18 protein-coding genes are annotated in these 26718 nt (G+C 71.1%); 6 read left to right on the top strand and 12 right to left on the bottom strand.

What is annotated here, in order from left to right; genetic code table 11:
• Positions 1-107: 107 nt before the first annotated feature.
• Positions 108-1517, bottom strand: a complete 1410-nt coding sequence (locus tag H1D24_RS15155; RefSeq protein WP_181658079.1) for an FG-GAP-like repeat-containing protein — start codon at positions 1515-1517, stop codon at positions 108-110.
• Between the two features lie 291 nt (positions 1518-1808).
• On the opposite strand from H1D24_RS15155, the gene H1D24_RS15150 reads away from it, so the two are divergent.
• Positions 1809-2927, top strand: a complete 1119-nt coding sequence (locus tag H1D24_RS15150) for an ADP-ribosylglycohydrolase family protein (protein ID WP_181658078.1) — start codon at positions 1809-1811, stop codon at positions 2925-2927.
• 79 nt (positions 2928-3006) lie between these two features.
• On the opposite strand, the gene H1D24_RS15145 is transcribed toward H1D24_RS15150, so the two are convergent.
• Together H1D24_RS15145 and H1D24_RS15140 are read right to left on the bottom strand one after the other, a co-directional pair.
• Positions 3007-4575 (bottom strand): sodium:solute symporter family protein, encoded by a 1569-nt coding sequence (locus tag H1D24_RS15145; protein ID WP_181658077.1) that lies wholly within the window; start codon positions 4573-4575, stop codon positions 3007-3009.
• 347 nt (positions 4576-4922) lie between these two features.
• Complete coding sequence (locus tag H1D24_RS15140) at positions 4923-5705, bottom strand: SDR family oxidoreductase (protein WP_181658076.1); 783 nt, start codon at positions 5703-5705, stop codon at positions 4923-4925.
• Between the two features lie 96 nt (positions 5706-5801).
• On the opposite strand from H1D24_RS15140, the gene H1D24_RS15135 reads away from it, so the two are divergent.
• Positions 5802-6752 (top strand): hypothetical protein, encoded by a 951-nt coding sequence (locus H1D24_RS15135; protein WP_258564088.1) that lies wholly within the window; start codon positions 5802-5804, stop codon positions 6750-6752.
• Positions 6753-6872: 120 nt separating this feature from the next.
• On the opposite strand, the gene H1D24_RS15130 is transcribed toward H1D24_RS15135, so the two are convergent.
• From H1D24_RS15130 to H1D24_RS15120, 3 genes are all read right to left on the bottom strand, one after another.
• A complete protein-coding gene (locus tag H1D24_RS15130) occupies positions 6873-7082 on the bottom strand; it encodes a DUF397 domain-containing protein (RefSeq protein WP_181658075.1) in 210 nt (69 codons plus the stop codon).
• A gap of 280 nt (positions 7083-7362) precedes the next feature.
• Positions 7363-8220, bottom strand: a complete 858-nt coding sequence (locus tag H1D24_RS15125; RefSeq protein ID WP_181658074.1) for a helix-turn-helix domain-containing protein — start codon at positions 8218-8220, stop codon at positions 7363-7365.
• Between the two features lie 357 nt (positions 8221-8577).
• Complete coding sequence (locus tag H1D24_RS15120; protein ID WP_181658073.1) at positions 8578-9318, bottom strand: GOLPH3/VPS74 family protein; 741 nt, start codon at positions 9316-9318, stop codon at positions 8578-8580.
• Between the two features lie 749 nt (positions 9319-10067).
• Here H1D24_RS15120 and H1D24_RS15115 point away from each other — a divergent pair.
• The gene (locus H1D24_RS15115) at positions 10068-12905 is read left to right on the top strand and encodes a D-alanyl-D-alanine carboxypeptidase (RefSeq protein ID WP_309484320.1); all 2838 of its coding nucleotides are present in this window, start codon (positions 10068-10070) and stop codon (positions 12903-12905) included.
• A 384-nt stretch (positions 12906-13289) separates the two neighbouring features.
• On the top strand, positions 13290-15227 hold the full coding sequence (locus tag H1D24_RS15110; RefSeq protein ID WP_181658071.1) for a DUF8823 domain-containing protein: 1938 nt from the start codon (positions 13290-13292) through the stop codon (positions 15225-15227).
• A gap of 47 nt (positions 15228-15274) precedes the next feature.
• On the opposite strand, the gene H1D24_RS15105 is transcribed toward H1D24_RS15110, so the two are convergent.
• The 5 genes from H1D24_RS15105 to H1D24_RS15085 all read right to left on the bottom strand — a co-directional run bounded on the left by H1D24_RS15105 (position 15275) and on the right by H1D24_RS15085 (position 24609).
• Positions 15275-16738, bottom strand: a complete 1464-nt coding sequence (locus H1D24_RS15105) for an extracellular solute-binding protein (protein ID WP_258564087.1) — start codon at positions 16736-16738, stop codon at positions 15275-15277.
• A complete protein-coding gene (locus tag H1D24_RS15100) occupies positions 16735-18105 on the bottom strand; it encodes a GlnX family signal transduction membrane protein (protein WP_309484319.1) in 1371 nt (456 codons plus the stop codon). Before H1D24_RS15100 ends, H1D24_RS15105 begins: the two co-directional genes overlap by 4 nt.
• A complete protein-coding gene (locus tag H1D24_RS15095) occupies positions 18102-19436 on the bottom strand; it encodes a vWA domain-containing protein (RefSeq protein ID WP_181658070.1) in 1335 nt (444 codons plus the stop codon). Before H1D24_RS15095 ends, H1D24_RS15100 begins: the two co-directional genes overlap by 4 nt.
• A 428-nt stretch (positions 19437-19864) precedes the next feature.
• The gene (locus H1D24_RS15090) at positions 19865-22387 is read right to left on the bottom strand and encodes a serine/threonine protein kinase (protein WP_258564086.1); all 2523 of its coding nucleotides are present in this window, start codon (positions 22385-22387) and stop codon (positions 19865-19867) included.
• Positions 22384-24609: a S1 family peptidase gene (locus tag H1D24_RS15085; protein WP_181658069.1), complete on the bottom strand. Its 2226-nt coding sequence runs from the start codon at positions 24607-24609 to the stop codon at positions 22384-22386. Before H1D24_RS15085 ends, H1D24_RS15090 begins: the two co-directional genes overlap by 4 nt.
• A 74-nt stretch (positions 24610-24683) precedes the next feature.
• Here H1D24_RS15085 and H1D24_RS15080 point away from each other — a divergent pair, with 74 nt between their 5' ends.
• A complete protein-coding gene (locus tag H1D24_RS15080; RefSeq protein ID WP_181658068.1) occupies positions 24684-24995 on the top strand; it encodes a trypco2 family protein in 312 nt (103 codons plus the stop codon).
• Between the two features lie 101 nt (positions 24996-25096).
• Here H1D24_RS15080 and H1D24_RS15075 read toward each other — a convergent pair whose 3' ends face one another.
• Positions 25097-25639, bottom strand: coding sequence for a glutathione peroxidase (locus H1D24_RS15075; RefSeq protein WP_181658067.1), 543 nt, complete (start codon positions 25637-25639; stop codon positions 25097-25099).
• A gap of 205 nt (positions 25640-25844) precedes the next feature.
• Between H1D24_RS15075 and H1D24_RS15070 the strand changes: the two genes are divergently transcribed.
• Positions 25845-26696 carry a polysaccharide deacetylase family protein gene (locus H1D24_RS15070; protein WP_181658066.1) on the top strand — a complete coding sequence of 284 codons (852 nt, stop codon included), beginning with the start codon at positions 25845-25847 and terminating at the stop codon, positions 26694-26696.
• The last annotated feature ends 22 nt before the right edge of the window (positions 26697-26718 follow it).

The raw sequence follows: 26718 nt of genomic DNA, 5'->3' as shown, positions 1-26718 counted from the left end.
GCACCCGTCCCGCGTTCGCCGGGACGGGGCCTTGGCAGCACGGGCTGCGGTGTGCGGGCGGCCACGCGCGGCCGAGCCGACGCCTCACGCAGCTTCCTACCGGCCTCCTACCGGGCGAAGCTGTCCCCGAAGCGCGCCCCCTTCTCGGGCGCGCCCAGCGAGCGCGGCCCGAACGACGTGATGTTGGTCGTGGTCAGGCCCGCCTTGGAGCCGCGCAGGACCCACACTGCGCCCGAGTCCGCGTAGGTGCCGTCCTCGTTGGGGGCGGCCACGGCCAGGTCGGCGCGGTTGTTGGCGTTGACGTCGCCGAGGAGCACGCTCCGGCCGAAGTAATCGCCCTTCTCCGAGATGCCGGGGACGCCGGACGTCGACTGGTGGAAGGCCTGGGCGCCCGAGCCGGTGAGGCCTGCCGCGCTGCCCTTGAGCAGGACGATGGCGCCCGCCTCGCGGACCGAGCCGACGTCCTCGCCGGGGACGCCCGCGGCGATGTCCGGGTAGCCGTCGCCGGTGACGTCGCCGGCCGCCAGGGAGTAGCCGAACTGGTCACCGTAGTTGAGCTCGAGGTCACCCCCCTCGCTCACGCCGGGGACGCCCGCCGTGTCCTGGGTGATCTTCGCCGTCCGGGTGGAGGGGCCGGATGCCGAGCCGTAGACGACGCGGATCGCGCCCGCGTCGTAGGCACGGGTCTCGGAGACCTGGTCGACCTGGAGGGCCACGAAGTCGCTGTAGCCGTCCTTGTTCACATCGGTGATGACCCCGCCGACCGTGTAGTAGCCGGTGGTCTTGTAGGTGTGGCTGAGGCCGTCCTTCCCGCCTGCCCAGAAGCGGGACTTGTACTGCATCTCCTCGAAGCTGTGGGTCGTGACCATGTCGTCGACGCCGTCACCCGTCATGTCGCCCACAGCGATGGCCCGGGGGTCCACCTCTTCGTCGAAGGGAAGGGTGTCCGTGGAGGCGGGCGTCCCGGTGCGGGAGATGGGGCCGTAGGACACCTGAAGACCGACGTCGCTGTCGGTCACCAGGTCGCCGTAGCCGTCGCCGTTGAAGTCGCCCGCGGCAAGTCTGGAGGAGGGTGTGGTCAGTACGGTGCCGCCGCTGAGGCCGCTCGCGGAGCCCCAGAGCACAACCGGGGTGGAGTAGTGGCCCACGACGAGGTCGGTGTAGCCGTCCCCGTCGAGGTCGCGAGCGGCCGTGCTGCGGCCGAAGGTGTCGTACTCCGAGACATCCCCCGGCACGCCCGCGGTCGCGCGGGTGATCAGCTGGGGGTGCGCGGTGTCGGCGCCTGCCGACGAGCCGTACACGACCGAGACGTAGCCGGCCTGGGGCATGCCGGAGACGGTGCCGTTGGGCGCGGAGACGGCGAGGTCCGCGTATCCGTCGCCGTTGAAGTCGACGACGGGTGTCGCCCCGGTGGTGGCTGCGACGGCCGGTGCGGCGAGAGCGCCTGACACCACGCAGGGAGCGGCGAGCAGGGCGGCCACGGCGGCGACGGCCCGGCGGCGGGAGGGTTGGGACATCGGTGTCTTCTCCAGTACGTCGCTTCGCCGGCAGCCACAGCACGTGTGTGCACCGGCAGTTGGGTCTGTGTACGGCAGTCGTTCACCTTGACCGTCAAGTCCGGCAAATGGTTGTGGTGCTCGCGCCAACCAGGCCCCATACGTTCAGAAATGATCACTGGATGACGCTCCACCCAGCGAAGTGATCAGCTCGGTGACGTTCCGGATATCGATCAGGGCCCTGAACCGGCCATTCCTGTTCGATTACAGTGCTGCGCAGTCAGCCGTATGGGGGGCAGGAAGGAGGGCCCGGTGAGCGCAGTAGCCGGTGCCGTCTGGGGCCGTGCCGAACAGCAGGACTTCCGCAGCCGGGTCCGCGGCACGCTCCTCGGCGTCGCCGTCGGCGATGCCCTGGGCGCCGCCGTCGCGCCCCTCTCGATCGAGGAGATCCGCGCCGAGCACGGCACGGAAGGCCTCACCGATCTCGCCCCCGCACACGGCCGACGCGGCGCCGTCACCGCGACGACCCAGCTCACCCTCTTCACCGTGGACGGGCTCATACGCGCCCAGGTCCGGCGCGACACCGGAGCCTGGCACCCGCCGACCGACCTGCACCGCGCCTACCGCCGCTGGACGGCCACGCAGACCGACTGGGGCCCCGACGAGCGCCGCAAGGACGACGGCTGGCTGGCCCGCGAGGAGTGGCTGTACGCACGCCGCGCCCCGTCCCGCGCCTGCCTCACCGGATTCGGCGACGACATCATGGGGACCGTCGAAACCCCGAAGAACCCCGAGGAACAGGGCGTCGGGGCCGCCCTCCGCTCCGCTCCCTTCGGCCTGCTTGTCGGCTGGGAACCGGGGCTCGTCGCGCAGCTCGCCGTCGAGTGCGCCGTGCAGACGCACGGCCACCCCGTCGCGTATCTGTCGGCGGGCGCGTATGCGGTGATCGTGCATGCGCTGGCCCGCGGCGAGAGCCTCGACGCCGCCGTACAGCGCGCCCTCTCCCTGCTCGCCGCCCGCCCGGGCCACCAGCCCGTCACGGACGGCCTGCAGCACGCGCTGGGCGCAGTGCGGCAGGGCATGCCCACGCCCGCGCGTGTGGAGGAGCTGGCCGGGTCGCCCGGTACGGCGGAGGGGCCTCTCGCGGCCGCCGTGTACTGCGCGCTCGTCGCCGAGGACATACGCCATGGGCTGTGCCTGGCCGTCAACCACGGTGGCGACTCGGGCGCCGTGGGCGCGCTCACCGGCGCGCTGCTCGGCGCCCTGCACGGCGAGACGGCCCTCCCGCCCGGCTGGCTCGCCGAGCTGGAGGGCCGTCCCACGCTTCTCGAACTCGCCGACGACTTCGCGATGGAGATGACCCAGGGGCCCGCCCTGCACGGGCCCGCCGGGTCCTCTCCGGGGTGGCTGGCGCGGTATCCGCGCGGCTGAGCACGCGACCCGCAGTGCCTCACGCGAACCCGCAGTCACTCATGCGAACCCGCAGTCCTTTCGCGCGAACCGCAGTCCCTCATTCCTTCGCCGGCGCCCGCATCGTGTCCTCCACCGGACCCGCCGGCGCCGGAACCGCCGCGGCCGCCGAGTCGCCGTCCGTGTTGATGCGCGCGAGGAGCGCGTCGCGCTCCGGTGTGTCCTCCGGCTTGACGAAGCCGATGACGATGTAGAGGACCAGTGACACGGCCAGCGGAATCGACACCTGGTACTGCAGCGGGACTCCGCCGTCGACGTTCCAGTTGATCGGGTAGTTGACCAGCCAGAAGGCCAGCAGGCCCGCACCCCAGCTGGTGAGCGCCGCCGTCGGCCCCGAGCGCCGGAACGTGGGCAGCATGCCCAGCATGAACGGGATCGCGATCGGGCCCATCAGACCGGCCACCCACTTGATCACGACGGTGATGATGTCCTTGAACGTCGGCGAGTCGACCTGGGTCGCGATCGCCATCGACAGTGCAAGGAAAGCGACGGTCGACCACCGCGCCGCGTACAGCCCGGCACGCTCGCTCCAGCTGCGCGCCCTCTTCGACAGCACGGGCGCGATGTCCCGGGTGAACACGGCTGCGATGGCATTGGCGTCCGAGGAGCACATGGCCATGGTGTGCGAGAAGAAGCCGACGATGACGAGGCCGAGCAGACCGTGCGGCAGCAGCTGCTCGGTCATCAGGGCGTAACTGTCGGACGCGTCCGGCTTCTCGGCCTCGACCAGCAGCGGGGCACACCACATGGGGAAGAAGAGCACCAGCGGCCAGACGAACCAGAGCACTGCGGACAGCCGGGCGGAACGGGTGGCCTCGCGGGCGCTGGCTGTGGCCATGTAGCGCTGCGCCTGGTTCCACATCCCCCCGTTGTACTCGAATGTCTTGATGAAGAGGAATGCGAGCAGGAACGTCACCGTGTAGGGGCCTGCGGTCGGTTCCGCGTGCCCCTGCAGCTCCGGCTCGTCCCAGATGGTCCACAGGGTCGAGAACCCGTCCAGCTCCGCCATCACCGCAATCAGCATGGCGATGCCCGCGAAGAACTGGATGACGAACTGGCCCATCTCCGTGAGGGCGTCGGCCCACAGACCGCCCACCGTGCAGTAGACGCCGGTGATGACTCCGGTGATGAGGATGCCCTGATTGAGGGAGATGCCGGTGAAGACGGACAGCAGGGTCGCGATGGCGGCCCATTTGGCGCCCACGTCGACGATCTTGAGCAGGACGCCGGACCAGGCCAGGGCCTGCTGTGTCGGCAGGTTGTAGCGGTTCTTCAGGTATTCGAGCGGTGAGGCGACATGCAGGCGTGAGCGCAGCCGGTTCAGCCGGGGCGCGAAGAGCTTGGCGCCGATGAAGATCCCGACGGCGATGGGAAAGGACCAGGTGACGAAGGAAGTGACGCCGTAGAGGTAGGCGATTCCGGCGTAGCCGGTGAACATCACCGCGCTGTAGCCCGACATGTGGTGCGAGATGCCGGACAGCCACCACGGCATCTTCCCGCCGGCCGTGAAGAAGTCGCTGACGTTGTCTACGCGTTTGTGCGACCACAGTCCGATCGCGACCATCACGCCGAAGTAGCCGATGAGCACGACCCAGTCGAGACTGTTCATGTGCCCCCTCCAGGGGTCCGCCTTGTGAACGTTGCGGCTCTTCGTCAGTACGTCCGTTCAGCGGGCGTCCCCGTGCGGGATTTGGGGACTCGGGGGATTGAACCCCCCTGTGGTGGGCCGGTCAAGACGTCATTTCGGTCATGGACGTGAACAGCAATCAGGAAGTCGAACCATTTTGCCTGTTCTTGACCTTCCGAGGCGTTGTCGTGCACACGATGGGACCCGGACGATGAGCGGGCGCTTCGTCAGGCGCCGTACAGCTACGAGGGCCCCGAGGGCACAGACGTACGACCGCGCGGGATGCGGGTCCCGTGCGGCCGCGAAGGAGGTGGGGCGAACGCCCTCTGCTACCGCATGAGCTCCCCTGCGTTCACGAGCAGCGACTGACCGGTGATCGCCCGCGCGCGGTCGGACGCAAGGAACACCGCGGCGTCCGCCACATCGCCGTCCGTGGCCAGCTCGGGCAGCGCCATCCTGTCGGTGAGCCGCCGCAGCACCTCGTCCTCCGGCACGCTTTCGGTTCGGGCCGTGAACTGCACGTACGCCTCGACCGGCGGGCCCCACATCCAGCCCGGCAGCACCGTGTTGACCCTGATCCGGTGCGGGCCGAGCTCGCGCGCCAGCGAGTACATCGCCGACATCAACGCGCCCTTGGACGCCGCGTACGCCGCCTGCCGCACCTGCGACGGTGCGGCCACCGACGACTGCGTACCGATGATGACGACCGACCCGCCGCGCTCCTTCAGGCCCGGCAGGCAGGCCCGGGTCATCCGCAGCGTCCCCAGCAGGTTCACGTCCAGGACCTGCTGCCAGGTGGCGAAGTCGGCGTCCTCAAGCCCGCCGAAGTAGCTGTCCCACGCGGCGACGTGGACCACCGCGTCGATCCGCCCGAACCGCTCCCGCGCCAGCGCCGCGAGTGCCCCGCACCCGGCCTCGTCCCTGATGTCGGTCGGCAGATACGCCGTGTGGACGCCGTCCGGGTCCATCTCGGCGGCGGACTTGGCGAGACGCGCCTCGGTGCGCGCCCCGAGCACGGCATTGCCCCCGTCGCGTACGACGGCCGTGGCGACGCGATGCCCGAGCCCGGCGCCGACTCCCGAGACGATGACGGTCTTCCCCTCAAGCAGCACGTGCGCCTCCGGGGTCTGGTGGATATTCTGACGGAGCGTCAGAGTGGGCGGGGGTCACGTTAGGGGCGTTCGGCGGAGGAAGGAAGGGGAGCGTCCATGAGCGAGGAGTCAGCCGCAGGGACCACTGCGGAAGCCGGCGCGGAGGCGGTCGTGAAGTCCCTCGACGCGGAGGCAGTTGCGGAGGCGGCCGCGGGGTCGTCCGCGGCATCGGCGGTGGGCACGAGCAGCGAGGTCTACGCGGAGCTGGCCGCCGTAGGGCCCTACGGCGTGCATCCCGGCCACGCCCTGATCACCATGGTGGAACCGCACCCCGGCCATGAGTACGCCTACAACCGCTGGTACGAGGACGACCACTACTACGCGGGCGCGATGGCGATGCCCTGGATGTACGCCGGACGGCGCTGGGTCGCCACGCGTGATCTGCAACTGCTGCGCTACCCGGAGAAGTCGGCGGTCGCGGAACCGGTGACGGCGGGCTGCTACATCTCGGTGTACTGGGTCACCGAGGGCCGCTACGAAGAGCACATGAAGTGGACCGTCGGCATCAACAAGCGGCTGAACAGGGACGGGCGGGTCTACCGGGAGCGCACGCACGTCTTCACGGCGTTCCAGGACCACGAGGCGACGGTCTACCGGGACGGGGCGGCCGGCCCGCGTGACTTCCATGCGCTCGACCATCCGTATGCCGGGCTGGTCGTCCAGGTCATCGACGCGGAAGGGCCGGTGCAGCGGGCGGAGTTGCTGGAGTGGCTGCGGTCGCGCCATCTGCCGAGCCGGTTGGCGGGCTCGCCGGCCGCGATGGTGACCGTCTTCCGGCCGACGCCGCTGCCGGGCGACCGGATGACGTATGTGAAGCAGGTCGAGGGCGTCGACACGCGCCTGACGCTGCTGTGGTTCCTGGAGGCGGACCCGAGGGAGTGCTGGGAGGAGCACTTCAGGGGGCTGGATGCTCAGGTGGCCGAGTCGGGCCTGGGCCGGGTCGAGTTGGTGGCGCCGTTCATTCCCACGGTGCCGGGGACGGATGTGTACGTGGATCGGCTGCGCTGATCAGGGGGTGTCCAAAAAGGGGAGCGCCCCCTCGGCCGGGACGGCGGACCAGTCGAGAGGGCTGTCGGGTGGTGCTTGTGCAGTTGTCGGTTGTGCTGGTCCTGCAGTGTGTGTGGTGCATCAGGCGAGGTCGAAGGCTCCCCGGCTCACCTCGGACACGAACGCGGTCCAGGAGTCAGGCGCGAAGCCGAGGGCGGGGCCATCGGTGACCTTCGAGTCCCGCACGGCGATCGCGTGCAGAACAGGGGACTTGACCTCGACGCATGCGCCGTTTCCCGTGGAGTACGAGGACTTGACCCACGTATCCGTGGCGCCCTGCTGAATTGCCATGTTTGCTCCGGTTTACCCAGTTGTCGAGTTGCTGCCGCAGTGCAGTTGCGGATGCTGGTGGTGACCAACGCCCTCTGTACTGCTCGGTGTGCGCCAACGTTCTTGCTCTTTGGCGTGATCGACGCTACTCGCCAACATCCCCGGGCGACGCTGCCATTCACTCGACCGGATGGCATATTCCATCTGAGACTTCCGCCCTGATGTGGCGAAGGTGTACTGTGCGGCACCTTCCCGGTTCGGGCGGATCCATGTCCTCTTCGGGGTTCTTAGAGGCTTTTCTTCAGCTGGCGTAATCCTTGGCGATCTTCGCAATGAAATGCCGCGACTGCTCCACGTTCAGCGCCTGCGCCCGCAGATGCTCGTACATGACGCTGTACTTGTGGACGTCGTTCGCCTTCTCCAGGTAGAGGTCGCTGGTGACGCCCTCGATGTAGACCACGCTCGAATCGGCCGCGTCGGGGAACTCGAGGATCGCGTACTGGCCGTTGAGCCCCGGGTGGGCGCCCATGTCGAACGGGATGACCTGCACCGTGACATGCGGCAGTTGGGACTGCTCCACCAGGTGCTCGAGCTGGTCGCGCATCACGTTGCGGCTGCCGACGACCCGGCGCAGCGCCGCCTCGTCCAGCACGGTCCACAGCCGCAGCGGATTGCTGTGCGCCGAGATCCGCTCCTGGCGGCGCATCCGCACCTGGACGCGCTTGTCGATGTCGGTCGGCGCGGTCTCCGGCAGTGCGCCGGCGATCAGCGACTCCGCGTACGGGCGTGTCTGCAGCAGGCCCGGCACGACCTGCGGGTCGTACACGCGCAGGGACGCCGCGTCGGTCTCCAGGCCGATGTAGACGCTGTACGGGATGTCGCCGAAGGAGTGCCACCAGCCCTGCTGGCGCGAATCCTTGGCCATCTGCATCAGCGAGTCGACTATGCGGTGGTCATCGACCTCGTAAACACCGCAGAGGTCACGGACGTCGCGCTGGCTGATGGAGCGGCGGCCGTTCTCGAGGCGGCTGATCTTCGACTGCGAGACCAGCAGCCGCTCCGCCACCTCCTCGGCGGTCATGCCCTTCTGCTCTCGGAGCCGGCGCAGCTCCTGGCCCAGTCGGCGTCGCCTGACGGTGGGATTGACATTGGACGCCACGGGACGTGCACCTCCGGCTGCGGGCCTGTCAACTTTGCGTATCTGGTGCTCAGCAGATTGCCACCAACGGGCTTCCTACCGCTGGGAAACGGCGGATATGCGGCGCATACGCGTTCGTTGTACGGCTCGGCGGTACGCGCGTCGGCTCTGTGGGAGCCCCGTGGCCGGTGATGGGGCCGTGAAAAGCGGCCGCGCGGGGCGGTGCGCCGAGTCGTCGTCCTGACGTCCGGCGTCACTGCCCCGCGCGGTCCAGCGGCTCCCGAACCGGGTCTGGGGACTGCGGTGCGGCGCTGGTGCGGGTGGTGCGGTGTTGCTGGTGCGGCTGTTGCCGTGCCGCGGTGGTGCGGGTGGTGCTGCTCAGTGGGCCACGGCGCGTGCCATGGACCCGCGGTGCGGCTGCATCGGAACCCTGCCGGGTTCCGGGGCCCTGCCGCTCGGGCGGCCGCCAGCGGCCGCACTTCGGCGGGGCTGCGCCCCGACACCGTTCTGGACGTCCATCACGGCGTGCGCCACGAGGCCGCCCATCGGGTCGTGCCTGATCAGGTCCCGGAGCCGGGAGCGCGACGAGCGCCCCTCGTTCCCGGGGTACAGGTGCTTGCCGAGTCCGACCGCGTGGGCCAGCGCGGCGAGCGCCGCGGTCCGTGGGTCCGGCGGCACGCCGGTACGGATCGCCGAGTCCAGCCGGGCCTTGATCTCCCGGCTGATTGCCGTGTCCGTCGCCTGGTAGCGAGTCGTCGGCAGCACCCCGCACATCTGGCCCGCCACGGCATGCACCATGCCGCACCGCTCCAGATGCGAGAGATACGTCTGGCGGAGCCCCAACCGGGGCCCGCCGATCCAGTGGACGGCCCGTACCGGAGCGCCACGCCTGCGCAGCAACTCCAATGCGGAGTCCAATGTCGGATCTCCTGTCGGCCGTGGTACCACCACGGCGATACGATCCCCGTCTGGGGCTATACGTCCGGCCAGCGCCAGCTCCACTAGCTGTGCTCCGGCCAGACCGAGGTCGAGCGACTGCGGCTGCGCTGTGGTACCCGTGGCCGGGTCCAGAGCGAGAAGCAGTAGCTCCTCCGGAATAGTTCTGCGGCTCCTGCCCATCCATGCCTCCCCGCGTGGATGAATGACAGGGTGACCCCTCTCACAATGGTCTGTCGAGGGTGCGTGACCGGTTCGTAAGGGAACCGGTAGGTATGTCGTTCTCGTCTAGCACCAGGGCCAGGCCCTCACACAGGACACTGGTACATGGTCCGGACAGCGAGTTCGGCGACGAACGGTTGGGCGCTGGGCGTATGAAGGAGGCATCGGTGGCGGGCGAGTCCCCCGACAGGTCGAAGCAGCAGAAGTCGTCTGGGGACCCGGCCGCGGCGCCGGTTCCGGCGCCGTCCTCGGGTGACCGCGACCCGCGGCTCGCGGTCGCCCGCGAGGTTTCGATCCGTGTCGACCAGCCGACGGCGGTCTTCGCGACGCGGACACGCGGGGAGGCGTCGTCCGCGACGGAGAGGGCGGAGGCGGCGGCTTCTTCGAACACGAAGACGCCGACCGATGCTGAAGCGGTTGCCCCGGGGGCCTCGGAGGACACTGCCGGGTCTATCGGGTCTATCGGGTCTATCGGGTCTGTCGGATCTGTCGGATCTGCCGGGCTGAGCTCCGAGGGCGGCGAAGGGGCTGAGGGCTCCCGCGGTTCCGGGGGTGTTGGGGGCTCCGAGGGGTCCCGCGGTTCCGGGAGGGCAGGGGACTTTGAGGGATCCCGCGGATCTGGGGGCGGCGGGGACACCGAGGGGGAGAGTGCGGCTGCTGCCGTCGAGGCCGCCGGCGACGCCCGGCTGCGTGCGGCCGTCGCCGCGTGGGTGACGGGCACGGACGCCGAGGAGGCCAAGGCGACCGCGGCGACCGACGCGACCGATGCGACGGGGAAGCCCGAGGACTCCGCCGGAACGGCCACCGGTCCCGACGTGGCTGATGCGGCGACGGCGGACGACGCGGCTCACGGTGGTCGCCCGTCGTCCGGCGACGTTGGTCCGGCGACCGGCAGCGGGGACGCGCCGGATGCGGACGTGGACTCGAGCGCGGGCGCGGGCTTGGGCGCGGGTGCCGAGAGCTCGGGCTCTGACTCGGCATCGGATTCGAGTCCGGAAACGGCGTCGGCTTTCGGTTCGGGCGCTGCCGCGAACGTGGTTCCGGACCCCGACTCGGGGTCCGGAACCGGCTCCGCCTCCGACTCGGATGTGGCTCTCGAGGCGGGTTCGCCGGCCGACCAGGCCCGGCCCGCGGCGCAGATCGCCGACGAGCGCGGGTCCGCGCCGGGCGCGGACGGTACGGTCAACGGCGTGGCCCACGTGGCCGACGCCGACGAAGGGCCGAGGACCTCCGCGGCTGACGCCGGTTCACGGGATGACGGCGCCTCCGACACCAACGCCGACGCGCGCGTGGAAACCCCCTCCGACGCCGACGCCGACGCCGACTCGGGGCCTGGCGGCGGCCCGGACGCCACGCGTGACTCCGAGGGGGACGGCGGCTCCGTGAGCGACGGCGGCTCCGTGAGCGACGGCGGCTCCGAGTCCGACGGCCGCGTCGAGACCGGCGCCGACCCGGAATCCGGGGCTGACGACGGTTCCGATGCCCACCCTGACTTCGTGGGCGATGGCGGTTCCGACTTCGACGGCCGCGTCGAGACCGGCGCCGGTGCCGACTCGGACGCCAACCGTGACTCCGGGGCTGACGGTGACTCCGGCGCCGAGCCCGCCCCCGAGCGTGACAGCGCCTCCGACCCCGCCCCCAACCCCGCGGACGACGCCCCGTCACACTCCAGCGTTCCTTCCGACGCCGTCGCCGGCGACCGTGATTCCTCCGGGCCCGCCGTCGATCAGGCCACCGCTGTGTTCAAGGCCGTCCGGCCTGCCGTCGATCAGCCGACGACCATGCTGAAGATCGGCGGGACGAAGCCCGGCGAGAAGGCGGCTGAGGACCGCGCCGCCGAGCGGAGCGGCGACGCGCAGCAGGCCGATGGGGTGCAGGACGACCGTAAGGTCGGCGCGTCCGGGGGCGACTCCGGGAGTGGGGAGCCGGCGCGCGGTGCCGGGCGCACGGGCGAGCCCGATGGCGAGCGGACCAGCAAGTTCGTGGCGTTGAAGCCGCTCGACGAGCCCGCGGTGCCGAACAGGCCCGCCTGGGGCAAGCCCGTGGCGTCCCCGGCCGACGCCTCGTCCCCTGCCGCGCCCGGTGGCACCGCCGCCGGACCCGGTGCCAACGCCCCCACGGCTCCCGGTGCCTCCGCATCGTCCGGCGCACCCGCCGCCGGATCCGCGACGCCCGCCCCCGCTGGATCCGCGGCGCCCGCCGCCCCGGCTCCGGCGGGTCCCGGGAACGTCGGTCCCGAGCGGACCGCGCAGCAGCCCCTGCCGCCCAAGCCGCCGCTCGATCTGCTGGCCGAGCTGACGAACACGCCGCCGCCCCCGGACACCCCGGTGCGGACCATCGTGCGCCGGATCAAGATCTGGACGCCGCTGGTGGTGCTGCTCGCCATCGTGTTCGCGGTCGTCCAGGCCGTGCGCCCGCTGCCGACGCCGACGCTCGCGCTGACGGCCGAGTCGGAGTACGCCTTCGAGGGCGGCAAGGTGTCGCTGCCGTGGCCCCAGGAGGGCCAGGGCTGGATGGACGTCACAGGCCTCGGCACCATGGACCGTTTCGGCGAGCAGAAGCCCGTACCGATCGGCTCCGTGGCCAAGGCCATGACCGCGTACGTCGTGCTGCAGGAGCACCCGCTCAAGGCCGGCGCGAACGGATCGTCGATCACCGTCGACGCGCTGGCCGAGAAGGAGGGCGGCTACGACGCCGGCGGCGAGTCGACGCTCAACACCGTCAAGGAGGGCGACAAGCTCTCCGAGAAGGACGCCCTCGCCGCCATCATGATTCCGTCTGCGAACAACATCGCGCGGCTGCTGGCCCGTTGGGACGCCGGTTCGGAGGAGGCGTTCGTCAAGAAGATGAACGACGCCGCCAAGAAGCTCGGGATGACCAACACCACGTACACCGACCCCTCCGGGCTGAAGGAGACCACCGTCTCCACCGCCGAGGACCAGGTGAAGCTCGGCAACGAGCTGGTGAAGATCAAAGCGCTGACGGACATCACCAAACTGCCCACCTGGAAGGACCCTTCGGGCAGGGTCTGGCAGAACTACAACCGCCTCGTGCCGTACGACAACGCGATCGGCATCAAGACCGGCTCGACCACCAAGGCCGGCGGCAACCTCCTCTTCGCCGCCACCAAGGAGGTCGGCGGGGAGACGGTGACCGTCGTCGGCGCGGTGCTCGGCCAGCACACGCCGCCGATCATCGACACCGTCAACGCGGTCAGCAAGACGGCGATGCTCGCGGCCCAGGGCGCCCTGAAGGGGCAGACGATCTTGAAGAAGGGCGACGTCGTCGGGTACGTGGACGACGGTCTCGGCGGGCGCACGCCGGTCGTCGTCACGCAGGACGTGTCCGCGGTCGGCTGGGCCGGGCTCACGGTGCAGCTGGATCTCGGCGACGACGGTACGACGATCCCGCACACGGCGAAGGCCGGCACCAAGGTCGGCGTGCTGAGCGTCGGCGACGGCACGGGCAGCGCGGTCGAGGTCCCGATCGCACTCCAGGACGAGCTCAAGGAGCCCGACTTCGGCGCCAAGGTCACCCGACTGGGCTGACTCCGCAGCCGTCCGGGCGACCGTGCGGCCGTCCGGGCTGATCCCGCAGCCGTCCGGGCGACCGTGCAGCCGTTTGGACGACCGTGCAGCCGTCCGGGCGACCGTGCAGCCGTTTGGACGACCGTGCAGCCGTCCCGGCTCCCGCGATTCGCCCCCGGCCGATGTTCCTGGGTTACCTCGAGCTGTCCGTGAGGTGACCCGGGACTGTCCCCCTCCTGAACCGGCGCCCGTCTGATCCGCGCCACCAGTGGGCATCCTCCAGGGCGCCCACGGGTGGCCCTCGTGCTAGCGTCGCGGGGATCGGGGCGGGTGCCGGGGCTTGCCCGGGGCGGATGGACCCCGGGACCCCGAACGAGAACTACACACGTACGGGGAGTGTCCTGAGTGGCCACTGCGGAGCCGACGCGGGGCGACGACGCCGAGCCGGGTGAGGGAAAGGGCGTGCGAATAGCCCTGCCCGAACAGCGGCACGAGCAGCGCACCAGACACACCCAGATATCCCCATCACCCCAATTGCCCAGAGCGCCGGGCGCGTCGCGGACGCAGCGGTCGCCGTGGAAGCAGCGGCCGCCCGCCGGAGGCAGCGCCCGGCCGCCCGGCCGCCTCGGGCTCCTGCCGCTCCTCCCGCTCCTCCGTCACCCGGTCACCTGGGTGACCGCCCTCGCCGCCGTCGTGCACCTCGTATGGTTCTTCACCTTCGCGAACAGCGGGGGCGATCTCGCGGCCCAGGACGCCTGGGCCGAGTTCGTCGGGCGGAACCCCGACTCCGCGTACAACCTCGCCTGGTACGGCGGGATGCACCCCGTGTCGTACAGCGTCGTGTCGCCGTATCTGATGTCCGTGCTCGGTGTGCGGACGACGATGATGATCGTCGGCACCGTCTCCGCCGGTCTGATCACGCTCATACTGGTACGCAGCCCAGCCGTGCGGCGGCCGCTGTGGCCCGCGTTCGGCGGGGTCGTCGCGCTGCTGTGCAACGCGGCGTCGGGCCGTGTGACCTACGGCCTCGGCACGATGTTCGGGCTCGCGGCGGTCGCCGCGGTGTTCTGCTGGCCGTACCGCTGGCGCTACAAGCGCTGGGCGAAGGCCGCCGTCGCCGCGCCGCTCGCCGGGCTCGCGACCGCCTCGTCCCCCGTCGCCGGGCTCTTCGTCGGGCTCGTCGCCGTCGCGCTGTTCCTGCAGAAGCGGCGGCCGGGCGCCTACGCGCTGGGCCTCGCGCCGACCGCCGTGGTGGCTCTGTCCTCCTGGCTGTTCCCGTTCTCCGGCACTCAGCCGATGGGGTTCGGTTCGGCCGTGCTGCCGCTGGTGTTCTCCGGCTTCGTCTTCTTCCTCGTACCGAAGGAATGGACGACCGTACGCCTCACGACGGCCGTCTACGCGCTCGCCGTGCTGCTGACCTGGCTGATCAGCTCGCAGATCGGCTCCAACATCACCCGGCTCGCGATGCTGTTCGCCGGGGTGGTGCTGCTCGCCGCGCTGCCGTTCACCGCACCCTGTACGCGCAAGTGGTACGCGATCGTCGTCGCCTTCGCGGGATCCGTCGCCTGGATCGGCTACAAGGCGGTCGACGACGTGGTGCACACGACGCCCGCCGCGTCCTGGGCGCGGGAGCTCGCCCCGCTCGTCAACCAGCTGCAGGTGGTCGGCGCGGAGAAGGGCCGCGTCGAGGTCGTCCCGGCCCGCTCCCACCGCGAGGCCTCCGCGCTCGCGCCGTACGTCAACCTCGCCCGCGGCTGGAACCGGCAGGCGGACATGGAGCGCAACCCGCTCTTCTACGACGACACCCTGAACTCAGCGAACTACCACGACTGGCTGAAGCGCTGGGCCGTCCACTACGTCGTCCTGCCGAAGGACGAGCCCGACGGGGACGGCGGCGAGCGGGAGCGCCAGCTCGTACAGCGCGGACAGCCCTACCTCGAGGAGGTCTGGGGTGACGCCAACTGGCGTCTGTTCGCCGTCGAGGACCCCACGCCGCTCGCCGAGCCCAACGCGACGGTCGACCGTGCCGAGCAGGGCGAGCTGACCATCGAGGTGAAGCAGGCGGGACGGGTGCTCATCCGCATTCCGTACTCGCCGTGGCTCGGACTCGTCGACACCGAGGGCAAGAGCGTCGAACCGCCGAAGGAGACGGAGGAGTCCAAGCAGCGCGAGGACGGCACCCCGAAGACGTACCGGAACGTCAACGGCTGTCTGATGGAGACGGAGGAAGACGCGGCCGGCGACAAGTGGACCGAACTCCTCGCCCCGCACCCAGGCGTCTACCGGCTTGCCGCGCCCTACCAGCTGCCTCGGGGGACGCCCTGCCCCGAGGAACTGCGCTGAGCGGCGGCAGTGCGGCTCCCTACCCGTCCGGTGTTGCCTGCGGCTCCCTAGCCGCCCGGTGACGCGCAGATGGCCTCGGGCGGGCGGGCCGCGCTCAGCGGCCCGTCGTCGTCCGCCGATGAGCCGTCCGCCGATGAGCCGTCCGCCGATGAGCCGGTCGTCGATGGGCGCGTCGCCGCATCCCGCACCGAGTCGAGCCTCTTGAGCAGATCCTTGAGGTGCTTGTCCGTGGGGTTTCGGAAGTACTCCAGGACGGCGCGGTGGAATGCGTCCCGCAGCGAGGGCGGCATGACGTCGGAGGCGTCGAAGCAGAGCTTGTTCGTCGGCTCGGTCAGGATGCCGGCGATCTCCCGGCCGATCGGGTCGGTCGGCTGTGGATCGTCCGAGGCGGGAAACAGCGGCTGGGGCTCCGGCTCGGACACCTTCCTGGCCATGTCCCGCCAGAGTCCGCGTGCCGTGCGGTCGGACAGCAGCTCGACCAGCTCCTGCGCATCAGGGTTGTCGCTGAACACGGCGGCCATGTCGCCCGACACCTCGTACGTGTTCTCGAACTCCTCGGAGCCCTGCAGGAACCGGGCCGACGGTTCGACGCGGACGTCGTCGTCGGCGTACAGGTAGCGGATGAACGCGCTCTGGTGCTCGTGTGTGCAGTCGAGCGAGTTGAGCAGCCCCCGCTTGCCGCCCACCCCGTCGGCTGCGCCCTCGAAGGAGGTCGTGAGGGACTCCTCGACCGCGTCATCCGTACGGGTCCCGAGCAGGTCGGCCCAGGTCTTCCAGGCCCGCTCCACGGCGCTGTTCTGCCAGCTCAGCCTGCCGGTGGCCCAGTCCGTGTACGTGGTGGGCCCGGCCTGGTGCAGCAGGATGTCCTCGATCCAGTCGGTGCCCGGCCAGCCGGAGGTTGCCTGGGAAGCGAGGCCTATGCACCACTTCGGCGCGGAAGTGCCGCCGGACGTACCCGTCTTGCTCCACACGAGGCTCTTGAGGTCCACCTTCAACGGCACCCAGTAGGTGTGAAGCCGGCCCTGCACCCGCAGCGGCCCCGCCCAGGGCGCATAGGCGCGCTCGGCCGCCTTCTCGAGAGGCCTGAGCCTGCCCCTGTGTGCGTACTCGCTCAGTTCACCGATGCTGTTGAGGATCGCCACGTCGGGCGGGGCGTCCGCCTCGAGCTGTGCGACGAGGGTCTCGCGCAGGGAGCTGGTCCCCTCGTACGCGTACGTGTACGCGGTGCCGTCGTCGAGCTGTTTGAGCATCGCTTCGAACGCCTTGCCCTCCGGGCCCGTCCAGGGACCGAGGACGACGAGGGTCTCCTTGGCGCCTTGCGCGCAGCCGCCGGAAAGAGCGGCGAGGGCTAACAAGGCGCAGGCCAGGGCGGCACGGAGGAGGGGGCGAGGGCGGCTGAGGTGTCGGCGACGGCTGGGGTGCGGCGGCTGCCGGTGCGGGCGGCGGCTGATGGGGCCGCTCATGAGACGGCTGACGAGGCGGCTCGTGACATGGCTGATCAGGCCGCTCATGAGGCCGCTCCCGGGCGCGCTAGGAGGAGATACTCGCGGCGGTACGCGTGCAGGGCACCGCCGATGACGGCCGCGCCGACCAGCCCCACCGGCGTCACGAAGGGCGCCACCCCGTCCAGGAACCCGAAGCGGCCCGCGGCCAGTTCGTCCTTGATCGACGACTCCAGCACGCCGATCGCCCGCGGGCTGGGCTTTCCGGCCCACTGCTCCTCGGCGAGCGTCTCGATGTCCGGCGAGGTCTTGTCGGAGAGGCCGTCGGCCGCCGGCACCACCTGCTGCTGCGCGTCGTACGCGAGAACGGCATCGGTCGCGAGCAGGGGCGTCGCCGCCAGCGGCAGCGCGGCCACCACCAGCGGCAGGCTCAGCCGGATCCGGAACCGGTGGCGCAGGAAGACGACTGTCCGGGCCAGCCCGACGGCGAGCAGGACGAAGGCGACAGCCGAGACGGCCAGGGCGGCCAGTACGCCTCCGCCCCATGCCGCGCGCGCCTCGAGCCGGTCGTGCAGTCCTTGCTCCAGGGCGGAGATACGGTCAACGATCGTGGTCGCGGTCGCCGTGGTTCCTGTCGACGGCCGGCATTCCGGGTACGAGGTGCCGTCGGCCTGGCGTGTCTCGCACAGCATGCTCTGGGCGTAGGTGAGTTCGGCCTCGCGCAGTGTGGGGTCGCTGTCCGCCTGGGCCCGGTTGATCCAGCCGCTGTAGTCCACGAGCAGACCCGAGACCACACCCAGCTTCTGCTGTTCGGACACGGTGAGCGCGCCGTGCTGCGCGACCTGGCTCAGGCTCTGCGTGGCCCGGCTCATCCGCGTCCGGTACCGCTCGCTGAGCCCGCTGAGCTCCACCGCGCCGTCCTCGTCCAGCAGGGCCCTGCGGGCCTCTGTCTGAGCGATCTGCAGCGACACTCTGGCGTCGGCCAGATCCACCAGCGCGGGCGCGACATGGTCCCGGAGGTACGCGGAGTCGCCGCGGACGTCGGCGTACGCCCAGCCGAAAGCGCCGAAGGCGATCACCGAGAGCAGCGGAAGCGCGATCAACCGGTCCCGCAGATAGGCCCGGTTGCGGCGGCCCGTCGGCGACGGCCACGCGTACCGCCACAGGCGCCTGGCCAGCTCGGCGGCGACGGCTCCGACGGCGGTGCCGTCGGCGCCCACGGCGCGTAGGCCTCGTAAGGCGCGCTCGGCCTGGTTCCGTGTGCCTGAGCGAGGCCGGTTGGCGGTGCGAAGGCGGTGGCTTGTGTGGTGGTCGTCGGTGTGGAGCTGGTCGCCGGTGTGGAGCTGGTCGTCGGTGTGGAGCCGGTGGCCGGTGTGGAGCTGGTCGTCGGTGCGGACCTGGTGGCCGGTGCGGTGCCGGTCGCGCGCCCCGCTCACCGGTCCCGCTCCACAGACGGCAGGACGCTGGTGCCCGCCTGGATGCGAGCCGCCTCGATGTCGAACCGCTCGATGACGGTGCGGAGCCGGACAACCGGGTCGCGCTCGTCACGACTTCGCACGTCGACAAGCTTACGGAGGTGGTCCTGCATGGCTGTGTCGCCCGTGCGGGTCGCCAGCGCCCAGGAGCGGGCGAAGTGGGCCTCGGCGGCCGCCGTGTCGCCCTCCCGGAGTGCGGCGCAGCCCTGCTCGAAGGTGCGGTGCAGCTCGTCCTCGTGGAGGTAGTGGGCGACCCGCGGATCGAGTCTGCTGTACAGGTCCGCCTCGTCCGACCAGCGCATCAACACGGCGGCCGGCTCCGGGAGTTCCACATCCGCCCCGGCGGGCCCCGCCACGTCGACCTCCACCTCCGTGAGGAACAGCACCTTGCCCAGCTGATCCGGGCGGTACGGAGCGCTGACGCACAGCAGATAGTCGCGCGTCTCCGCGCCCCACGCACCCGTCGCGTACTCCTCGATCGGGCCACCTGCCGCCGACTCCACCGCGGCCATGTCGACATACGCCGGCCGCAGCGCGACCCGGGTCGGATGCACCTGTTCGAAGGAGTGCAGCGTGACGTCCGCCCGGTGGTGCAGGCGCAGCCGCAGCCCGGTGACGTCGCGCTCCGCGGCCCGCGCGGTGAGTGCCGCGAACTCGCCGGAGAGCCGCGCGAGATCACCCACGGCGCTCGCCCGGCCGCCCAGCTCACGGGTGATCAGCAGGAGTTCGTCGGTGTCCCAGGCGTCCCCGATGCCGACGGCGTCGCACGTGAACTCCGACGCACAGTGCTCGACCCGCTCCCGCAGCTCGTCCCGCGATTCGTATCCCGGTTCGTTCCGGCCGTCGGTGAGCAGCAGCGCATGCCGTACGAAGGGGTCGTTGCCGGGGACGTCCGGGAGTCCGCGGAACAGCTGGCGCGCCCTCTCCAGCCAGGTGCCCATCGCCGTGCCACCGCCCGGGGTGCAGGCGTGCAGGGCGATCCGTGCGTCGGCACGCGAGCGGGCGTCCGCGACCGCGAGCCCGAACCGTGGCGGATAGATCATGGCGGCCCGGTCCCGTCCGGCGACGACCGCGAAGTGGGCGCCGTCCGGGATGCGGTCGAGCGCGGCGGCCGCGGCGTCACGGGCGGCGGCCAGCCGGCTCGGCGGGTTGACCATCGAGGAGGAGTGGTCGATGAGCAGCACCTCGGCGAGACGCGGCGCGCCGTCCGGCGTGGGGCGAGCGCCGCCGGGGCGGCGGACGGAGACGGTGATCACCGCGTACATGCGCGCGGAGTCCCGCGCTCCGGGCACACGCGTCGCGCCTGCGGCGGCCGGGTCCGGGGTTCTTGCGGGGGGCGGGCCTGGGTCTGGGGTGCTCGTGTGGGGCGGCCGCCCATCTGGCGTGTCTGCGTGGGGCGGGCGGCGGGTTGCGGGGACACCCGTGCCCCCGCCGTGTCCCTGCGCCTCCGGCGTGTTTGCGGCCTGCGCGGGTGCTGGGTCTGGGGTGTTTGTGTGGGGCGGGCGGGCTTCGGGCGCTTCTGTGGTCTGCGTGGGGGCAGCGTCTGGCGTGCTTGTGTGGGGCAGGCGCGCGTCTGGCGTATCAGCGGCCCGCGTGGGGGCCTCGTCCGGCGGGTTTGCCTGGGGCGGGCGCCCGGTGCCCCGTCCGTGCGTCCGGCCGGTGCCCCGTCCCTGCGTCCGGCCGGTGCCCGGTCTGGGCCTCGGCAGCTCGATGACCTGGCTCACCTCGAGTCCGATCGTGGTGGCCGGACCCTCGGCGGGGTGAGCGCCGCGGCCCGCAGCCAGTTGCTGATCCTCTTCCCCAACCATGGACTGTCCCTGTGGTGTCGGTAGGCGAACGGACGGACTTGGTAGGCCCGGTCCAGAAGCCGCTCGGCGAGATCGGCGCCGTCCGGTGCGTCGGAACGCGCCGCCTGCTGGGCGAGGCCCAGGTAGAACCGGGACAGGTCGGTGCGCAGCTGCTGTTCGTCGCCGGGGAAGTCGATCCGCGCCGCGTCCGGTGCGGCGGACAGCGCCTGGAGCTGCCGGGCGTTGACGGCGTCTCGCGCCAGCAGGTTCTGGGCGGCCTCCCAGACCTCCGCCTTCATCCGTACCCGGGCCTGCTCGTCGGTCAGGCCGTGCTCGTGGAAGAGCCGGGCGAGGCGCCGGAGCACCGCGGCCAGCTGCCCGGCGTCCTGCGCCCGGCTGACACCGATGCGCACGGCGGCGGTACGGGCCGCTGTGCGGTGGCGCGAGTGCTGCGGCACCGCGTCCAGGGCCTCGACGGCGTACGCGTCGGCCTGCGGTCCGCCCTGTGCCAGCCGTGCCCGCGCAACGCCGAACGCCGCGCCGCCCAGCGAAGGATTGCGCAGGCGCACCGCCTCGTGGAACGTCAGCGCCTCATGCCGGCGCCCCAGTCGCTCGGCGCAGTAGCCGAGGGCGAGCTTCGGTGCGTACTCGCCGGGGATCGCCGCGTAGACCCGGTCGAAGTGGTCCCACGCCTCCTCGGCCTGGTCCCGCGCGAGAGTGAGCAGCCCCCGGTGCCAGTCGATACGCCAGTCATGCCGAGCGCGTCCGGCGCCGATGGCCGCAATGGCGAGCTGCAACTCGCGTTCCGCATCGATGAGCTCGGGCTCCGCTGTGGACAGGCGTTCCGCGGTATCCGAAAGCGCCACTCTCAACTCGAGCCGACTCCGCAGCAGATGAACCTCCGCAGAGCCGTCCCACCCCTTCGTGTGCTGGAGCAACGCCGCCGGATCGGCGTCGGAAAGACGGCTCAGCTCGGCATGGTGCGCGTCGTCCGGGTCCGGCCGCGGCACCGGCAGCCGCTGGGCCACGTCGGCCGCGGACGGCGCCGCGTGCAGGGGCGCCCGCGGCCCGTCGTCCTCGGGCGGAGCGGCCCACCGCGACAGCCGGGGCGCGACGCCGAGCGCGCCCTCGAGGGCGTGGGGCGACTGCAGGAACAGCGGTGACGGCTCGAACGTCTCCAGCCCCGTACGCAGCGACCGCAACTCCCGGAACACACCCCGCAGTTGCTCCTCCATCTCACGTGCCGTCGCGAACCGGTCGGCCGGGTCCTCGCGCGTGGCGCGCCGCAGCACCCGGGCCAGCGAAGCCAGCCCCAGGCCCTGCGGCGCGGGAGCGGTCATGAGGAGGGCGGCCCGGGCCGTCACCTCGTCGGGGCCGGACGAGGCGAGCCGGTCCAGGGCGCCGAGCGCGGCGAGATCGTGCCGCGACTCGCCGAGCCCGCACACGCTGCGCAGCGTCTCGCCGAGGCTGAACAGGTCGTCCTGGCTGGTGGAGGCGCCTGTGGCGGCGTGCACGGAAGGCGCACGATAACCGGTGGTCGTGAGGCCGGGCGCCCGCTCGCCCCGGATGCTCCCCACGTCGATGAGCTTCGTGGTGCTGCCGTCGTGCATCACGTTCTGCGGCTTCAGATCGCCGTAGACCTTCCTGCGCTCGGGCGCGTGCAGATGCGCGAGCGCGGACAGCACACGGACGCCGTACGCGAGGACGAACTCGTGGAACCGCGCGCCCCCGAACCGCCCGGGATCGCGGCACGCCAGCGCCCGCACCTCTTCGAGGTTGAGCCCGTCCACGTACGGCAGGACGAGGAAGTCACCGACCCCCTCGTGATGCCCGTAGTTGAACACCGGGATGATGCCCTCGTGGTTGAGGTCGGCGAACGCCTGCCGCTCCTTCGTCAGCGCGTCGCGCGCGACCGCGGCCTGCACCGGCCGCAGGAACTTCACGGCCACCTCGCGGTCGTCGACCTTCGTGTCGAGCGCCAGATAGACCTCGCCCATGCCGCCGTGGCCGAGCGGCCTGACCATCCGGTACTGCTCGGAGAGCAGCTGCCCGGACAGCGCGTCCGGGGCGCCCGGGGCGCCCGGGGAGTCCGGGGAGTCCGGGGACACCGTCCGGCCCCGCGGCCTGATCTCGGGCAGCAGGGTGGGATCCGGGCTCTCGTCCGGAAGCTCGACGTCGGCGATTCGGCCGGCACCCTGGCCTGACCCGGCACCGGCTCCGACGACGAACAACGGCTCGTCGTGCTCCTGGTGCTCCAGGTGCGCTCGGGGCTCCATGTGCTCCAAGGCGTCCGGATCCGGGACGGCAGAGGAGCTCTTCGTCACGGGCGCTGTGGGGTCCGGGGCGATCGCCGACGAGTGGAGCCGGGCGACGGGGTCGACCCGCTCGCCGGAGACCCGGCAGTACCCGGACGGGGTGACCGTGCCGGGGCATCCCGGGTGAGGACACGGGGTCATGGCCCACCTGCCTGCAGCCGACTCTCTCCCGGCCCAGCCGCCTCCGGCCGAGCCGCCTCCGGCCGAGCCGCCTCCGGCCGAGCCGCCTCCGGCCGAGCCGCCTCCGGCCGAGCCGCCTCCGGCCGAGCCGCCTCCGGCCGAGCCGCCTCCGGCCCAGCCGCCCCCGGCCCACCCTCCCGCCGCCCCGCCTCCCACGACCCGTCCCGCGTGAGCCGACGTACCACCCGGGCGAACGCCTCCACCGCGCGTTCCGCGTCGGCGAGTGGGCAAGGGCCGCTCATCAGCAGCTCCTGCGCGCGGCCGAAGGCGCCCACGGCGTCGGGGTGTTCGGCCAGGCCCTGCCCGTCGAGCCGCGCCTGCTGTGCGGCGAGCAGACCGCGCAGCCGCAGATGCGCGTCGAGTACACCACGCAGCTCCCGCTCGGCGCGTTCCGCGCGCATCAGGCAGTTCTCCACGGCCTGTTCGGCGTACGAGAGCTTCTCGAGGAAGGCCGCCCGCTGCCTCTCCCGGCCGGGCGCCGGCAGGCGTGGCGCGCCCGGCGGACGCCGTCCCCCCGTGCCCGCCTCGCTCGCGAGCTGCACCGTCCACAGCCGGGCTCGTGCCCCGTACGCCGTCGGACGGGGCGGATCGACGACCCGACGCTCCACGCGGCGGTACACGTCCCTGGAACGCTCCTCGGTGGCGGCCAGCAGCGAGACGCGGTCGACGATCCGCTCGAGCCAGCGCTCGGCGCGGTCGTCCGGCAGCAGCCGGTGCGCGATCTCGTACGCGAATCCGTGCTCACTGCGGCCGCCACTGCCCCTGCCGCCGTCAGCACCGTCGTGACTGTCCCTGCCGCCGTCATCACCATCGTGACTGTCCCTGCCGCCGTCATCACCTTCGTGACTGTCCCTGCCGCCGTCGCGCACCACCAGCAGCAACCGGGCGCCGGCCCCGGCCAGTTCACGCAGGACCTGCACGGCCGCGACCGGCTCGGTGGCGGACAGGTCGGCGCCAAGGACGGCGACGGCGGGACGGGCTCCGCGCTGCCGCGAGTACGCCAGCTGCCGACGGAGGGCGAGCAGGGCCTCGCCGATCGCGGGATGCTCCGGCTCGGCGCGCTCCAGCGACGCGCCCGTCACGTCCAGGACCAGACTGATGCTGCCCAGGCGGGGCTCGATCCCGGCCTGCGACAGATGCGGGGCGCCGGCTGCCAGGCCGTCGGCCGGGTCGATGGACGTCTCCGGCACACCATCCGTCGGCACCCCGTCCGGGGACCGGTCTGCGGCCCCCGCGTCCGCCCCGGACAACCGCCGCGTCCCCCCGCCCCCCTCCGGAGCAACCGACAGCTGCGGCGACTGCTCGCGGTCGGCCATGTTCAGCACGAGGTGCAGGGCGTCCCGGGCCCGGACGTCGCCCTCGCCGAGGAACAGCACCTCGATGTCCCAGCAGCCGGGCTCCTCATGGAGCCAGCGCATGACGGTGCGCTGCAGGCCGTGCGGCCGTGCGGCGCGGGCGGCGTCCGGGGACACGGTGTGCGGGGCGGGGATGGCGGGCGGCCCGGTGACGTAGGCCTCGCCGACATCGCGGAAGTACTTGGCGATGGTCGCCGCCGGAATCATGTAGCCGTATCCCGCGCGCTCATCGGCCTGTACGACGATGCCCAGTAACCGTCCGTTCCCTTCCTCCAGGACGCCCGCCCCGCTGAACCCGCCCGCCAACCGTCGCCCCGGTTCGCGCGGATCGGCCAGGTCGATCTGCACCCGCTCGTCCCCGTGCCCGCCGGGCCCCATACATGCTCCCGTGAGCCACTGCCCGCCGGACCGCTGCTCCGGAAAACCGTCGATGAGGACGGGCGCGCCCCGGTAGTCCAGCGTTCGGTGCAGTGTGACGGGTGACGGCACCGGAGCGGGCTCATCGAGGACGAGCAGCGCGAGGTCCCCCTGTGCCTTCCCGAACGGCGGCACCCAATGGCCGTCCAGCACGGTCGCCGTACGGCGCTCGGTCCGCGGCAGGCCCTGCAGCAGAGGGAAGTCGACCTGTACGCAGTCGGGCCGCTGTCCCGTCTCCGGATCGCGGATCACATGGGCACAGGTGAGCACCCGGTCGGCACCGAGCAGCACACCGGCACCGAGCACGTCACCACTGCCCGACACACCGCCACGGCGCAGCCGGACCCGCCAACTGGCATGATGGTAAAGGTTGTTGACTTTCCGGACCTCCTCGTCCGCATCCCCCTCCATGCTTCCTCAGGATAGGTGCCGGGTCCGACAATGACTCCTGAGATGCATGGGCAGGGACATGAGGAGGTAGTGCAATGGGGCACGGGACCGACGACGACGCCGCGGTGGCAGGTCTTGCCGATGTGATGAGCCAGGTGCGGGAGGAACTGGAGGAGGCCCAGCGCAGAGGCGCCGACAGTCCGGTGCGCTTCAGCGTGGAGAAGGTCAGCCTCGAATTCGCCGTGCAGGTACGGCGGGAGGGTTCCGGCCGGGCCGGCCTGCGCATCGGCGTGGTCACGGCGGGAGCGGGCGGCGCGCTGTCCCGCGACACGGTGCACCGCATCCAGGTGGAGCTGCAGCCGCGCCGCGGCGACGACGGCCGGATCCTGGACGTAGGACGGGACTGAACGCGCGTACACCGCGAGAAAATCCGGGCCACGGGCCGGGCGGGCCACAAGGCCTGTGGCTTGTGGCCTGTGGCCCGTGGCCCGTGGCCCGTGGCTGATCGTCAGGCGGAGACGGGAAGCACCTTCTCGATCGCCGCCACGACCTCCGCCGACTCCGGCTCCGTCTGCGGCGAGAAGCGCGCGACCACGGAACCGTCGGCGGAGACGAGGAACTTCTCGAAGTTCCAGCGGATGTCCCCGCTGTGCCCCTCCGCATCGGCGAACCCGACCAGCCGCTCGTACAGCGCGTGCCGTCCGTCCCCGTTGACCTCGGCCTTCTCGGTCATCGGGAAGGTCACGCCGTACGTCGCGGAGCAGAACTCGGCGATCTCCTCCGAGGTACCGGGCTCCTGCCCCATGAACTGGTTGCAGGGCACCCCGAGGACTGTGAACCCGCGTCCGGCGTACTGCTCGTGCAGCCGCTCCAGCCCCGCGTACTGGGGCGTGAGCCCGCACTTCGATGCGACGTTCACGATGAGCGCGGCCTTCCCGCGGTACTGGCCGAGATCGGCGGAGCCGCCCTGCAGCGCCCCGATCTCGACGTCGTACACGGAGCCGGAGCCGTCGACGTCTCCGACGTTTTCCACAGCGTTGTCAGCAGTCATGGCCGGATGCTAACCCGGCCGCGTACTCCAGGGTCGGCACGGGCAAGGTCAGGACCGCGACCGAGCGGCGCGAGCCGGACGTCGAACTACGTCGAGCCAGAATCCAACCAGAATCTAACCCGGGAAATACTCTCTGCCGGGGAATTCACATCGGGCAGAGCTATTCAAGCAAACGACTCTTTCTGTACATCGATACGGTCCCCTCATGCGAACCAAAGCAGCCGTACTGCTCCTCGCGGCAGGGATCATGTCCATGCTCGTGCCGGGGTGCGCATCAAATCCGTCAGCGAAGAAGCCGGGAACTGTGACACGGGAAGCCTCGGCACCCTCCGCACCTGTCTCGCCGAATCCCCGTAAAGGACCCGGCGAGAGCCACAGAACGGCCGCTTTCCGCGCATGGGGACTCGAACCGCTGCCCGCACCGCCCACCCCGCCACAGGTCAAGCCGGGAAAAATGTCTCTAGGTTCAGTGCCGGTAATCCAGGACGTCCCGGTGAAGGACAGGGTTGTCTTCCTGACCTTCGATGACGGCGCCGAGAAGGACCCTGAATTCGTCAGGATGATGCAGGACTTGCGCATCCCTTTCACCATGTTCCTCACCGACGCGGCGATCAGGAATGGCTACAACTATTTCAAGCCCCTGCAGGACCTCGGTAACGCCATCCAGAACCACACGCTGACCCACCCCGACCTCCTCGCGCTCTCGCAATCTGCTCAGGAGAACGAGATCTGCGGTCAGCAACGGAGACTTGCCGAAGAATACGGAACGCCCCCGCGATTCTTCCGGCCGCCGTACGGCAACTGGAATGAAGCAACCCGCGCTGCCGCACAGTCCTGCGGCATCGAAGCCATCGTTCTGTGGCGCGAAACCATGCAGATCAAGAACCTGCGTTACCAGCGGGGTGACGGAAAGCTGCACCCGGGCGACATCATCCTCGCCCATTTCCGTGGCGCGAAAGACCTCAAAGGCACCACAGCGACCGAGATGACACTCACCTTGCTCCGGCGCATCCAGGAACAGGGTTTCACCGTGGCACGCCTGGACGACTACCTGTGAGACGGCCCGGTTGCCGGAGAGG

The organism is Streptomyces himalayensis subsp. himalayensis (genome assembly GCF_013778455.1).
GTDB classification, from domain to species: Bacteria; Actinomycetota; Actinomycetes; order Streptomycetales; family Streptomycetaceae; genus Streptomyces; species Streptomyces himalayensis.
Note: the sequence above shows the minus strand (reverse complement) of the source record. Positions and strands in the feature narration are given on the sequence as shown.